The sequence below is a fragment of the Psychrobacillus insolitus genome, assembly GCF_003254155.1.
In the GTDB taxonomy this organism is placed as follows: Bacteria; Bacillota; Bacilli; order Bacillales_A; family Planococcaceae; genus Psychrobacillus; species Psychrobacillus insolitus.
Genome location: NZ_QKZI01000001.1, coordinates 564,306 through 577,582 on the forward strand (window position 1 = coordinate 564,306; position 13,277 = coordinate 577,582).

The following is a 13,277-nucleotide window of genomic DNA, read 5'->3' on the forward strand; positions in this document are numbered from 1 at the left end:
GGATATAAAGTTAATCGTACAAAGCAGTCTTTATTTTAAATTGCTTTGTACGGTCCTTTTATAAAAAGTTACATAAAAAAATCGGGGGTTTTTACATGAAAAACACAGAAAATACAATTTTAATCAGTGGAGCTGGAATCGGTGGATTAGCAGCAGCACTTGGAGCAGCAGAAGCAGGTCAAGAAGTAACAGTATTTGAAAGAGCACCTGAATTTGGAGAAGTTGGAGCAGGTATCCAATTAGCAGCAAATGGTGTTGCTGTTCTAAAACGTTTCGGATTACTTGAACGCATTTCTGAATTTGCAGTATTTCCAAAACGATTAGTATTAAAAGATGCGTTTACAGGTGAAGAACTAACAGCATTAGATTTAGAAGGTGAATACCAAGAAAAATATGGTGCTCCATATCTTGTTCTACATCGTTCTGATTTACATAGCGTAATATTAGAAGCTTGTAAAAAAAATCCATTAATTAATCTTTATACAGACAATGAAATTATCTCTGCTGAAGAAACTGCTGAGGGTGTAGTTATTACAAACCAACGCGGTGAAAAAATTAAAGGTAAAGCTGTAATCGGAGCAGACGGAATCAGATCTAATATCCGTAAAAACTTCTCGGATGATGAGCCAGTAAACTCTGCATATGTTGCATACCGTGGAACACTTCCAATTTCAGAAGTATCGGATGATACGGATGTAGATGATGTAATTATGTGGATAGGACCGAATTTACATGTTGTGCAATATCCGGTACGCCGTGGAGAATTGTATAATCAAGTAGTTGTTTTCAAGAGCCCAACATGGACACCTGAATCAACAGTTTGGGGTACTCCAGAAGAGTTGGACCAAGTTTTCGAAGGTTGTTATTCAAAAGTAGAAAAAGCCCTTACATTCATTAATAAAGAATTTAAATGGCCAATGTATGATCGTGATCCGATTGAAAACTGGACAGAAGGAAATATCACACTTTTAGGTGATGCAGCTCATCCAATGCTTCAATACTTAGCACAAGGTGGCGTTCAAGCATTAGAAGACTCAGCTAAACTTGCTGATTCATTAAAAGTACATGGAGATAATTACGAAGCAGCGTTTAAAGAGTACCAAGATGAGCGTATTCCACGTTCTGCAAAAGTACAAACGACTGCACGTTTCTGGGGTGAAATTATTCACGCTGTTGATCCAGTTTCTATTGCACTTCGCAACGATATCTTTACAAAACGTCCAGCGAATGATTTCAGCTACACGGACTGGTTACATGGTGGACCAGCAAAAAAATAAGTAAAAACTAAAAAAGTAGGGAAGCCATGAGAATGGTTTTCCTACTTTTTCATTATGGTTCTTTATCAAATGACGTTGGTAAAGTATTTTAGTCGGCTATAATTTGTTTTTTTATGTAGTTTTTCAAGTCTTGTTTTCTATATCTATTTGAGACTTTTGTTTCCTCTATTCTCTTATCTGATTTTCGTTCCGAGCGGCGACTCCAGTGGGATTAGCGTGACAGGTGAGACCCCACAGGAGCGGTTTTCGCGACGAGGAGGCTCACCGCACGCCCCACGGAAAGCGTCCGCTCGGAACGAAAATCAGCGTGGATCAGTATTTTATTTCACCAACGTCATATATTGTACAACCATAATTATCAAGAACTCCAACACCTTAAATGGTCTTGTAGTTCTTTTTTTGTGCATGTAATGTCAAGACCATAAGTTTAAACATTAGAAATCGATCTAAAAGTTTCATATAATGAAACAAATACATTCCTTTTTGCATAATCAGTTCATAGTTGTTTATGATATAAGGGAGCTTAAGGAGATTCAATGAGCAAATATGAGGTAACGACTTTAAAAAAGGGATTGCAAATTTTGGAGTTATTAAAAGAACATGACGCACTCACGCTTACTGAGATTACAAAACAACTAGAGCTTAGCAAATCAACTGCATTTCGTATGCTGGTAACATTGGAAGAAATGGGGTACATCCAAAAGTTTAATCATCACTTTGAGATTAATCATAAAATGTTTTCATCTCATTTTGAGAAACGAACGGCTCAAGACTGGGTTGCCCTTAAATCGCCATATAAGATAGCGAAGGATCTTGGAGAAAGCTTTTATATAGGAAGGCTTGATGAGACTAATTTGGTCATGACACAAGTGTTGAATGCCCCTTTTACGGAGCCCGCGCGTGAAGAAATTGGAAATCGTTCACTTGTACACCAGTCAGCACTAGGGAAAGTAATTTTAGGCAATCTACTCCCGGATGCACAAAAGGAAGTCTTTAAAAAACTATCCCTAGAGAAAGCAACGAACAATACGTTTAATGACGGGCATTTGTTTGTACATCATTTAGATGTCATAAAAAAACAAGGATTTGCTTTTGATGATGAAGAACGTGTTGTTGGTATACGTTGTATCGCTGTACCTTTATTTAAGAATAACGAAGTAATTGCAGCTATAGCAATTGCCACACCAGTAGAAAGAATTTCGCGTAAAAATATAAAGCTTCTTACACATAAGTTAGTAGAGGGTAGTGTAAAAATCGCTCGTGAAATGGAAGTCTTAAGTTAATTCTACATAATATAAAACGAATAGAGGAAATAAAATGACGAAATACGTACAACTGGGTAAAACAGATTTACTAGTAAATCCAATTGGACTTGGAGCAAATGCCGTTGGAGGACACAATTTATATCCCACTTTAGATGAACAAGCAGGAAAAGACCTTGTATTAGAAGCGATCAACAATGACGTCAATTTTATAGATACAGCCTTTATTTACGGTCCAGGTCGCTCGGAAGAATTAGTTGGGGAAGTGCTAAAGGAAAGCGGCAAACGTCAACAAATTATTTTAGCGACGAAAGGAGCTCATGAATTTGTAGAAGGTGGTATGAACATTAACAACTCACCAACTTTCTTGAAAGAGGCAGTTGAAAGTAGTTTGAAACGATTAAATACGGATTATATTGATTTGTTTTATATTCATTTTCCAGACGAAGCTACACCAAAAGCGGAAGCGGTCGGCGCATTAAAAGAGTTGAAAGATCAAGGGAAAATACGTGCAATTGGTGTATCTAACTTTTCACTAGATCAGTTAAAAGAAGCAAATGCAGATGGGTATGTTGATGTATTCCAAGGTGAATACAACTTAATCAATCGCAAGGCTGAACAAGAGCTATTCCCTTATGTGTTGGATCACAAAATTTCATTTGTTCCATATTTTCCACTTGCAGCAGGAATTTTAGCAGGGAAGTATAATGCTTCCATGACATTTAATGATTTGCGTGCAGATATGCCTCATTTACAAGGGGAAGCGTTCGTTCAAAACTTAGCAAAAGTAGACAAGCTTCGTGCTATTGCAGATGCAAAAGGTGTTGAAGTTCAACATATCGTTCTAGCTTGGTATTTAGCACAACCTGCAATTGACTCAGTTATTCCAGGTGCAAAACGAGCAGAGCAAGTAGTAAACAATTTAAAAACATTACAAGTACAGCTATCAGCAAATGAAATTGCTGAAATTAGCGCTGTATTTCAATGAATGATCGTAATTCCTTATACCTAAATAGTATAAGGGATATTTAACTACAAAGAGGTGCAATATATAACATGAATAAAAAATATTCCCCATTATTTAATCCCTTTACATTTCGAAGTGGAGTAGAAGTAAAAAACCGTCTACTGATGGCGCCGATGACGACGTTTTCTGCGGATGAGCAAGACTATGTATCAGACGCAGAACTTGCATATTATGAAAAGCGTGCGGATGGTGTTGGAGTAGTTATTACTGCTTGTGCGTACGTTTCGAAAGGCGGAAAAGGCTTTGAAGGGCAAATGGCAATTGATTGCGACGAAACAATTCCGCGCTTGACATTACTGGCAAATACAATTCAGCAAAAAGGTGCAAAAGCAGTTGTGCAAATTTATCATGGTGGACGTATAGCAGTGCCTGCGCTCATCCCAAATGGAGAAACTGTAAGTGCTAGTAGTGTTGCACCATTATTAGATCGAGGATTTTACAGTATTGATCAAGCACCCAAAGCATTAACGCATACAGAAGTACTAGACATAATAAAAGACTTTGGTGATGCAACAAGACGTGCCATCGAAGCGGGATTTGATGGTGTTGAATTACATGGTGCCAGTGGCTATTTACTTCAACAATTTTATTCCCCGCATTCTAATATACGAGATGATGAATGGGGCGGCAATGAAACAAAACGCTTAGCTTTTTCACTTGCAATCATTGATGAAGTAAAACGTGTTGTGAAAGAATATGCGGAAAAGCCATTTTTAGTAGGCTACCGTTTCTCACCTGAAGAACCAGAAACACCTGGTATTACGATGAAAGAAACAAATACATTGATGGATACATTAATAGAAAAAGAGTTAGATTACTTACATTTGGCCCTCACTGATGCCTGGTCTAAGCCAAGACGTGGTATTGTAAGCGACAAATCACGTACTGAAATTTTAGCTGACTATATAGCGGGGCGCGTTCCATTAATTGGTGTCGGTTCGATTCAAACTGCAGAAGATGCATTACAAGTTATGACGAAAGCAAATGTTCCGTTTGTTTCCATCGGACGAGCTTTAATCATGGATCCGAAATGGGTAGAAAAAATTGCCCAGGGAGAAGAACAATCAATTGTGCGAGAGATCCAACAAGATAAGCAGCAGGAATTAACGATTCCAGATCCACTCTGGCAATTAATTTGTACCGTAGATGGATGGTTCCCATTAGAAAAAGTTACGAGCTAAATTAGTTTTAGGCTATAGTAAATAAAATGTGACAAAGGCACTCTGATAAAATTTCAGAGTGCCTCTGTCACATTTTAGATGAAAAAAATAATATTTTGTAATAAAATTAATAAGGATTATTGGTATTATGGTGGTTATTAATATATAGTTACTAATGATATGTAAGCAATTTAATAAGTGGATAATTTTTTCTACATAATATAAATGAAACACATAGTGAAAAAATTAGTAAAGCATTACGAATTCAGCCCGTAACGCATAACTTAAGCATAGGGAGGAATGAGCTGCGATGAAAGTAGATGTATGTATTGTAGGAGCGGGTCCAGGTGGCGCACTTCTTGCTTATTTATTAGCGAAAAAGAATGTTTCTGTCTTGCTTTTAGAGCGAACAAATAAAATAGGGAAAACATTTCGCGGGGAGCATTTAAATGAAGAGGGAGAAGCAATTTTAAAAAAATATAATTTATTTGACGAAGTTGAAAAGCTAGGGCTTTTGAGAATGGAGAACTTGGAGTATTGGCATGATGGGGAATTGTTTAAAACAATATTACCGGATCCAGCTGTTGGTCATCTTGGTATCCATGTCCCGCAGGCGCATTTACTCGAAGTAATAATAAAAGCTGCCCAGCAATTTCCAACCTTTCATTTAATGTTGAATACAAAAGTGGATGAGTTATTACAAGATGAAAACGAAACTTATACTGGTGTCAAAGCTGTGCAAGACGGGCAAAAAGTTGTTATCGAAAGTGAACTTGTCATCGGTGCTGATGGTCGTTATTCGACGGTTCGAAAAAAAGCAGACCTTGATGTAACGGTCCGTAAACACGGTTATGATTTACTTTGGGCAAGAATTCCAGCTCCAAAAAATTGGACACCTTCTATTAAAATGACTTTAATAGGTGATAAGCAAATCTCTCTATTTACTCAGGCAAAAGGATTTATTCAAATTGGTTGGAATATTGAAGAAGGTTCATATGCAGAACTAAGAAAGCTGCCATTTACACCTTTTATCGAACAGTTAATTCATGCATTTCCAGTGCTTGAACAAACCGTTCGAGAACATATTCAGTCGTGGCAAGATTTCGTGTTATTAGATGTATATAGTAGCACTAGTGAGAACTGGGGCAAAAAAGGCGTTGCGCTAATTGGTGATGCAGTGCATACGATGACCCCTACTGGAGCTTTCGGATTAAATAGTGCTTTAAAGGATGCAGATACACTTGCTTCCTTAATTGATGAAAATATGATTGCCCAGCTTGATTTTACTACTTGTGCAACGCAGCGAAAAAAAGAAGTTGCAAAGATTCAAGCCATTCAGATTGAAAAAGAGCAATCATTTGCCTCTCAATTTGTTGTCATGGTTTAATATTTACACCCCCATCTATAAGCAGTAAAACCAGCCAAGAGAAAAATACGCTTGACTGGTTTCTTTTCGTATTTAGAAATTTATAACACTGCTATTATTTTCTTTTAAAAAGGTTAACCTTGAAAACTTGGTTAACCATATGTAATTAAATAATTAGTAGTTAACTTTAAAGAAGAAATGTTACTCTTACTGCAAAGTCAGTTTGTTGTTTTCCTTTTGATAAATCACCAAGTAAGTTATCGATTTTCTGTTGTGCTACACTAATTATTGCAGTATGTATATGTTATCTAATTGGAGAAAGGTCGTAATATAAATGTATTCAACAAATGAATGTGCAAAAATGCTTGCAGAGCAAGGACAGAACGTGCTAGCATGCACAAAGGATTTAAAGCGAATTGCTAAGAATAAGGGGAAAGAACGCTCTAGTTTATATGAGCGATATTGTGCAAACCAACATTCTTTTAATGTCTATACATATATTGATGCTACAATTGAAAACTTAACAGAAGTTCAAGCATTCAAACGAAAAATGACGTTATTCGGAGCAGTTTTTGCAGGTACAAGAACAGATTATGAAGCAGAAATTGACGTGCGACAGGTAGAAATAATGTATGAAGAATTGGTCACAGCTTACGGTGAAATGATGGACAAGCTAGGTTTTTCCGATAAAACTTTAGTTAAATAACAACTTTAATCTAACCCAAGATTCACCTACTATATAACGAATAGTAGGTGAATTTTTTATTAACAACCAAAGGGGAAAAGGAGAATGGAAATGATCACTTTGCGAAATGTTACATTCAGTGATTTACCTCAACTAGTAGTTATTGAAAATCTCTGTTTTACAAAAGAAGAAGCTGCGACGAAAAAAGCGTTTGAAAAGAGAATTCACCTCATTCCGGATAGTTTCTTTGTAACGGAAGAGAATGGCGTACTCATGGGCTTAGTCAATGGACCGGTCATCGAAACAACATTCATTACGGATGATTTATTTGACAATATTAAAGAGAATCCCAAATCTGGGGGTCATCAAAGTATTTTAGGTTTAGCAGTGTCTCCAGATTATCAAAAAAGAGGTGTGGCATCAGAATTACTAACACATCTTGAAAAAGAAGCTAGAGCGAGTAAAAGAGAGTCGATTACGCTCACATGTAAAGAAAACTTAATTCACTTTTATGAAAAATTCGGATACGTGAACTGTGGTGTTTCTAACTCAGAACACGGGGGAATTGTTTGGTACAATATGAGTAAAAACGTCGAATACCAATGAGACACATCTAATAAATTATACAGATTGCGTTCGGTAATATTTCAATTAAAATAAACTGAAAATGCTGTACTATTAAAATAACTTTTGTGTTATAGTAAATTCAATTACATAACGTGTAAGAGTTGGTGCTTATATAACTATAAGCTTAATAGGGAAGCTCGGTGAAAATCCGACACTGTCCCGCAACTGTAATTCGGAGCGAGTCATACAAAGAGCCACTGTGTAAAAACGGGAAGGCATGACAAGCGTTGATGAAAAGTCAGGAGACCTGCCAAACTCTAGTACACACCAGATACCTACGTGGAAATAGGTTGGTGCCTCCGTGCGATATAAACGATAAAAAGACGCTCTTTTTACGTGTTTTTTCAGTATGCATAGATAAGTATCCAAAGCTATTTCCTTTTAGGGGAAATAGCTTTTTTGTATTTGGGTTATGTAAATTTCAAAGGAGGCTATTGGTATGAATTTAGTAAACACAGTAATTGGCTACCCATACATTGGGGAAAATCGAGAATGGAAGCGTAGTGTAGAAAGTTTTTGGAAACAAGATGTAACGGAGGAAGTATTTCAGCAGCAAATGAAAGAGCTACGTCTAGATCATATTAAGCGTCAAAAAGCACTAGGCGTAGAATTGATAACCGTTGGAGATTTTACTTTTTATGATCGGATGTTGGACTTGGCAGTGATGTTTGGTTTAGTACCAAATCGGTATGAAAAATTAGAAAATCCAACAAATCTTACCACATATTATGCTATGGCTCGTGGGTCGAAAGATATTGTTGCGTGTGAAATGACGAAATGGTTTAACACAAACTATCATTACATCGTACCTGAATATGAAGGGAAACGACTTCATGTAACAAATAATTACATTCTTGATAACTTCATTGAAGCAAAGGTAGAACTAGATATCGTGACAAAGCCAACATTAATTGGTCCATATACATTTGTGGAACTTTCAAAAGGCTATGATGAAAAAGCGCGAGTAGCGTTTATTTTAGAGTTGATTCCACTATATTCACAAGTAATCAACGAATTAGTGGGAGCTGGTGCAGAGTGGATTCAACTAGAAGAACCAGCACTGACACAATCATTATCACTAGATGAAGTGAAAATTGTGCAAGAAATATATAAACAGCTAGTTGAAAGTGTTCCGACTGCCAAAATTATGTTACAAACATATTTTGAGGCCTTGTCTGCTTACGAACTGCTTTCTAAATTACCGGTTGCTGGTATTGGCTTAGATTTCGTGCATGGCAAAAAAGAAAATATGACTTCCCTTCGAAAGTTTGGATTCCCTAAAGACAAAGTAATAGGAATCGGTTGTGTTAATGGACGTGATATTTGGTGTGCTAATATCGCAGCTGTATCAACCGAAGTACAGGCCGTTCTAAAACTGAGTAACGTTCAAAATGTATGGATACAGTCATCTTGTAGTTTACAACATGTACCTGTTACAACGATATCTGAACAAAGTTTAGATCCAGTACTTCGAGATGCCCTTTCCTTTGCAGATGAAAAAATAATGGAGTTAGTGCAAGTAACTTCCTATATTCGAGATAAAGAATGGACTGGAGCTAATGTAGTGTCTGAAAGTATCCTGGCGATAGAGGCTCTTGCTACACATCCTGTACGAAAAAATCAAGCTGTCCATACGCTTCTTAAATCCGTATCAGTTACAGATTTTGCACGAGCTATCCCGTTTAAAGAACGCCAAGCGATTCAAAAGCAAGCATTACAATTGCCAGAATTCCCAACAACGACGATTGGTAGCTTCCCACAATCTGCAGAAGTGAAAAAAACACGTGCTGCTTGGCGTAAGAAGCAACTGTCAGACGATGAGTATGCTGAATTTGTCAAAAAAGAAACAGCACGCTGGATTACTTTACAAGAAGAGATCGGCTTAGATGTTCTTGTGCATGGTGAGTTTGAGCGTACAGATATGGTCGAGTACTTTGGTGAAAAATTAACAGGCTTTGCATTTACAGAAAAAGCTTGGGTTGTTTCGTATGGCTCTCGCTGTGTAAAACCGCCGATTATTTATGGTGATGTGGAATGGAAAAAACCGATGACGGTAAAAGAAGTTGTCGATGCACAAAAACTGACACAAAAATATGTTAAAGGCATGCTAACTGGACCGGTGACTATTCTAAACTGGTCATTTGTACGAGATGATTTACCTAGGGAAACAGTCGCTAATCAAATTGCTCTTGCTCTCCGTCAAGAGATTAAGGCATTAGAAGATAGTGGTATTGCGATTATTCAAGTGGATGAGCCTGCACTTCGAGAAGGACTACCTTTGCGTAAAGAAAACTGGAAGCAGTATTTAACTTGGGCTGTCAATGCTTTCAAACTTGCAACATCGGGTGTTCAAAATGAAACGCAAATTCATACACATATGTGCTACTGCGAATTCAATGATTTTATTGAACCGATTCGTGCATTAGATGCCGATGTAATTTCACTTGAAACTTCAAGAAGTCATGGGGAATTGATTCATTCGTTAGAAAAAAATCCTTATGAATTAGGTATTGGACTAGGTGTTTATGATATTCATAGTCCACGTGTACCTTCAGTCGAGGAAATGGAAGGCATTTTAACGGATAGCTTGGCTGTTATTGAGAAAGAACAGTTTTGGGTCAATCCAGATTGTGGCTTAAAAACACGTCAAGAGCCTGAGACGGTTGCAGCACTAAAAAATATGGTGACGGCAGCACATAAATTACGTCAACGAGTCTATGCAATCAATTGAAATAAGTTAAAACTATGAAGGCTTTTCTAGAAAATGAAAAACCTAGTTTCTAAGGAAATTAGGTTTTTCGCTTCTTCAGGTTAATTAGCACGCATTAGTAGCGGATTTTATTTAGAATGAAAAAGGAGAGAAGCACATGACATCACATTCAATTGACTTTTATGAAGAACAATTTAAAAATCAAATTATGCAAACGTTATTTGGAAACAATGATTGTTGTTTAAAAGCGTATAAACTACAAATGATTAATACATATAGCCATGATTATCAAAATATTAATGATGCCTATCTAAAAGTAAAGCGGGAAATAGTTGGTTAAGTAGAGTAACATTCTCTGAAAATGAATTTATTTTAGTAGGGGCATGCACTATTTTCTTCACTCTGTGATAGGTTATAGCATTCATTTTTAAAAAATATGGGAGTGTTGAATGGTGGATATTATACTTTTTGTTATTTGGAGTGTGCATAATGACTACTGATCATTGTCCAATATGTGGGGAACAAAACAAGTGTCTGGTAGGAACAGTAGAACAAAGTAACTGTTGGTGTATCAATGCAGGGAAATTTCCTGATAAATTATTGGAGTTGGTTCCTGCAGAGAGTCGAGGGAAGAAGTGTATATGTAGAAAGTGTGTGGATACGTATAAGGAGGTATAGATGGAGAAGATATCTCTATCTATAGGTATTTTTATTTTCGAATTTTATTATTTTGATAAATATAAAGGCCTTGCCATTCAAAAGAATTGAATGGCAAGGCCTTTGTTACTATTTAACTATTACTGCTTTGGAACTCAATCATAAATTCGCGAAGTGCTTGGCATGCTTCTACTGGAACTGCGTTATAAGTAGAAGCTCGGCATCCACCAACTGAACGATGTCCAGCTAATCCAACAAATCCCGCTTCTGCTGCTTCAACTAAGAATTGTTTTTCTAATTTTTCATCTGCAACACGGAATGTGATGTTCATTAGTGAACGACTTTCAAGAGTCGCGTGTCCTGTGTAAAAACCGTTACTATCATCAATTGCGTCATAAATAAGGTTTGCTTTTTCTTCATTGTTTTTAGCAACTGCTTCAAGTCCGCCTTTTTCTTCAATCCAATTAAGTACCTCTCCTAACATATAAATACCAAATGTAGGTGGCGTGTTGTATAAAGAATTATTATCTGCATGTGTGCTGTATTTTAAGATAGTTGGGATTTCTGTGTTTGCTTTTTCAAGTAAATCTTTACGAACAATAACAACTGTTACACCAGAAGGACCTAGGTTTTTCTGAGCTCCAGCATAAATCATTCCGAACTGATTTACATCCACTGGTTTAGACATGATATCACTAGACATATCTGCGATCAATGGAACGTCACCTGTGTTAGGGAATTTAGACCACTGTGTACCATAGATAGTGTTATTTGATGTCACATGTACATAAGCATCTTCTGAATTAAACTCAATATTTTCAAGTGAAGGAATGTTACGGTATTGGTTTTCTTTCGTACTTGCTACTTGGTAAGGTTCCCCAAATAATTTTGCTTCTTTGATTGCTTTTTCAGACCAAGAACCTGACATTACGTAGCCAGCTTTTTGTCCAGCTTTTAAGAAGTTCATCGGAATCATAGAGAATTGAAGACTTGCTCCACCTTGAAGGAATAGTACTTCATATTCATCTGAAATAGAGTACAGTTTTCTTAAGCGGGAGATTGCTCCGTTATGTACTTCTTCGAAAGCGGCACTGCGGTGACTCATTTCCATAATGGACATACCAGTACCACGGAAGTTAGTTAGTTCTTTTTGTGCCTTTTCTAATACTTCTAGCGGAAGAGCAGATGGACCTGCGTTAAAATTATAAGCACGATGATTTGATGGATTCAAGTTGAACACTCCTAGTCAATTTTGATATATCTTCTTTAAGATTATATACCGATTTACATGAAAGACGGGAAAAATACGCAAAATTTTTAAAAGAAAGTGAATAAATTGTTAACTTTTTTCATTTTGGCGTAAATAATAGTAAATATTAAAAGAAAAAGGAATGTACATTCTTATATATAAATCATTATATTTTTTGCACAAGAGCTTGCTTATTCAAACCTTTTTAATTTCGTTCAATCTCCAATATATCTTCCAGGAAGAGTGTCTGTATATCATTCGTTAGCACCATTATACGTAATTTTCTTTGAAAGCTATCTATCACTTGGATGCGACCCACTAGTATTTTAATTGCTCCTTGATAGTAATAAGTAAATTGTAAAGGTAGATTCGATGTCATTGCCTCAAAATTATTTCATTAAATTCCTGTAGTTTTTGTTCATCTAGTATCGGTTTTTTTACTTTTAATAAACTTTCATTATATTCCTTCAGCAATTTCACATGTTCCGGGAGCATCATAGATACCCATTTTTCGAACCACGATCTCTAATCAAATTCGTGCATCTCCTTTTCCCTTTAAAGAACATTTGTTCCATTTTAAATTTAACATATAGAATAAAAAGAGGCAATTGGAAAAAAACTCATTGACAATCTTATTTAATTGTTTTATCTTTGTGTTAACTATAAATTATAATAAGTTAACGCATAAAAGGGAGGAAGTTCATTTTGAAAAAGGGAAGTACATATCAATACGTATTAGCGGCAATAGGGACAGCGATTATCGCCGTACTAGCACAGGTGACGATTCCGCTACCACTTGTACCAATTACGGGGCAAACGTTGGCAATCGGTTTAGTGGTTACAATTTTAGGCATGAAATCAGGGGTATTAGCAGTATTATTATATATTTTAATTGGAGCAGTAGGGATGCCAGTATTCAGTGGTATGTCTGGGGGACTAGGGATTTTAGTTGGGCCAACAGGCGGTTATATTGTTGGGTTTTTGCCAACAGCATTTATTATGGGGCTTTATTTGAAAAAATTTGGTATCACTATTCCACATGCGATTGTGGCGAATGTAATTGGTATGGTAATAACATTAGCATTTGGAACTACTTGGTTAAAAATTGTAGCTGACTTAACGTGGACAGCAGCATTTATAGGTGGAGTAGCACCGTTTATTATTGTAGGACTGTTAAAAGCAGTACTAGCTGCATGGCTTGGTGTTACTGTACGTCGACGTTTAAAAACAACGCAGTTCATTCAGGCAACGGCTTAA

General features: G+C 36.5%; 12 protein-coding genes, 1 pseudogene and 1 riboswitch. Of the genes and pseudogenes, 11 read left to right on the plus strand and 2 right to left on the minus strand.

Annotated elements, in window-relative coordinates:
- Nucleotides 1–95: 95 nt before the first annotated feature.
- The 10 genes from C7437_RS02750 to C7437_RS02795 all read left to right on the plus strand — a co-directional run bounded on the left by C7437_RS02750 (nucleotide 96) and on the right by C7437_RS02795 (nucleotide 10,792).
- Nucleotides 96–1,277 carry an FAD-dependent monooxygenase gene (locus C7437_RS02750; protein WP_111438102.1) on the plus strand — a complete coding sequence of 394 codons (1,182 nt, stop codon included), beginning with the start codon at nucleotides 96–98 and terminating at the stop codon, nucleotides 1,275–1,277.
- 536 nt (nucleotides 1,278–1,813) lie between these two features.
- Nucleotides 1,814–2,560 (plus strand): IclR family transcriptional regulator, encoded by a 747-nt coding sequence (locus C7437_RS02755; RefSeq protein WP_111438103.1) that lies wholly within the window; start codon nucleotides 1,814–1,816, stop codon nucleotides 2,558–2,560.
- Between the two features lie 34 nt (nucleotides 2,561–2,594).
- Nucleotides 2,595–3,527 (plus strand): aldo/keto reductase, encoded by a 933-nt coding sequence (locus tag C7437_RS02760; RefSeq protein WP_111438104.1) that lies wholly within the window; start codon nucleotides 2,595–2,597, stop codon nucleotides 3,525–3,527.
- 68 nt (nucleotides 3,528–3,595) lie between these two features.
- A complete protein-coding gene (locus C7437_RS02765) occupies nucleotides 3,596–4,747 on the plus strand; it encodes an NADH-dependent flavin oxidoreductase (protein WP_111438105.1) in 1,152 nt (383 codons plus the stop codon).
- 289 nt (nucleotides 4,748–5,036) lie between these two features.
- Nucleotides 5,037–6,113 (plus strand): FAD-dependent monooxygenase, encoded by a 1,077-nt coding sequence (locus tag C7437_RS02770; protein WP_111438106.1) that lies wholly within the window; start codon nucleotides 5,037–5,039, stop codon nucleotides 6,111–6,113.
- A 313-nt stretch (nucleotides 6,114–6,426) separates the two neighbouring features.
- Nucleotides 6,427–6,798 carry a hypothetical protein gene (locus tag C7437_RS02775; protein ID WP_111438107.1) on the plus strand — a complete coding sequence of 124 codons (372 nt, stop codon included), beginning with the start codon at nucleotides 6,427–6,429 and terminating at the stop codon, nucleotides 6,796–6,798.
- A gap of 90 nt (nucleotides 6,799–6,888) precedes the next feature.
- On the plus strand, nucleotides 6,889–7,383 hold the full coding sequence (locus C7437_RS02780) for a GNAT family N-acetyltransferase (RefSeq protein ID WP_111438973.1): 495 nt from the start codon (nucleotides 6,889–6,891) through the stop codon (nucleotides 7,381–7,383).
- A 106-nt stretch (nucleotides 7,384–7,489) separates the two neighbouring features.
- A riboswitch (cobalamin riboswitch) is annotated at nucleotides 7,490–7,673 on the plus strand.
- 170 nt (nucleotides 7,674–7,843) lie between these two features.
- Nucleotides 7,844–10,135 carry a 5-methyltetrahydropteroyltriglutamate--homocysteine S-methyltransferase gene (metE, locus tag C7437_RS02785; protein ID WP_111438108.1) on the plus strand — a complete coding sequence of 764 codons (2,292 nt, stop codon included), beginning with the start codon at nucleotides 7,844–7,846 and terminating at the stop codon, nucleotides 10,133–10,135.
- Nucleotides 10,136–10,271: 136 nt separating this feature from the next.
- The gene (locus C7437_RS02790) at nucleotides 10,272–10,454 is read left to right on the plus strand and encodes a hypothetical protein (protein WP_111438109.1); all 183 of its coding nucleotides are present in this window, start codon (nucleotides 10,272–10,274) and stop codon (nucleotides 10,452–10,454) included.
- A gap of 149 nt (nucleotides 10,455–10,603) precedes the next feature.
- Nucleotides 10,604–10,792: a cysteine-rich CWC family protein gene (locus C7437_RS02795; protein ID WP_111438110.1), complete on the plus strand. Its 189-nt coding sequence runs from the start codon at nucleotides 10,604–10,606 to the stop codon at nucleotides 10,790–10,792.
- 112 nt (nucleotides 10,793–10,904) lie between these two features.
- On the opposite strand, the gene serC is transcribed toward C7437_RS02795, so the two are convergent.
- Nucleotides 10,905–12,002 carry a 3-phosphoserine/phosphohydroxythreonine transaminase gene (gene serC, locus C7437_RS02800; protein ID WP_111438111.1) on the minus strand — a complete coding sequence of 366 codons (1,098 nt, stop codon included), beginning with the start codon at nucleotides 12,000–12,002 and terminating at the stop codon, nucleotides 10,905–10,907.
- Nucleotides 12,003–12,225: 223 nt separating this feature from the next.
- Nucleotides 12,226–12,518 (minus strand): annotated as a pseudogene (locus C7437_RS17430) (YolD-like family protein).
- 207 nt (nucleotides 12,519–12,725) lie between these two features.
- Here C7437_RS17430 and C7437_RS02810 point away from each other — a divergent pair.
- On the plus strand, nucleotides 12,726–13,277 hold the full coding sequence (locus C7437_RS02810; RefSeq protein ID WP_111438112.1) for a biotin transporter BioY: 552 nt from the start codon (nucleotides 12,726–12,728) through the stop codon (nucleotides 13,275–13,277).

Coding starts and splice junctions, on each gene's coding strand:
- C7437_RS02750 (WP_111438102.1), top strand. CDS start 96: ATGAAAAACACAGAAAATACAATTTTAATCAGTGGAGCTGGAATCGGT.
- C7437_RS02755 (WP_111438103.1), top strand. CDS start 1,814: ATGAGCAAATATGAGGTAACGACTTTAAAAAAGGGATTGCAAATTTTG.
- C7437_RS02760 (WP_111438104.1), top strand. CDS start 2,595: ATGACGAAATACGTACAACTGGGTAAAACAGATTTACTAGTAAATCCA.
- C7437_RS02765 (WP_111438105.1), top strand. CDS start 3,596: ATGAATAAAAAATATTCCCCATTATTTAATCCCTTTACATTTCGAAGT.
- C7437_RS02770 (WP_111438106.1), top strand. CDS start 5,037: ATGAAAGTAGATGTATGTATTGTAGGAGCGGGTCCAGGTGGCGCACTT.
- C7437_RS02775 (WP_111438107.1), top strand. CDS start 6,427: ATGTATTCAACAAATGAATGTGCAAAAATGCTTGCAGAGCAAGGACAG.
- C7437_RS02780 (WP_111438973.1), top strand. CDS start 6,889: ATGATCACTTTGCGAAATGTTACATTCAGTGATTTACCTCAACTAGTA.
- metE (WP_111438108.1), top strand. CDS start 7,844: ATGAATTTAGTAAACACAGTAATTGGCTACCCATACATTGGGGAAAAT.
- C7437_RS02790 (WP_111438109.1), top strand. CDS start 10,272: ATGACATCACATTCAATTGACTTTTATGAAGAACAATTTAAAAATCAA.
- C7437_RS02795 (WP_111438110.1), top strand. CDS start 10,604: ATGACTACTGATCATTGTCCAATATGTGGGGAACAAAACAAGTGTCTG.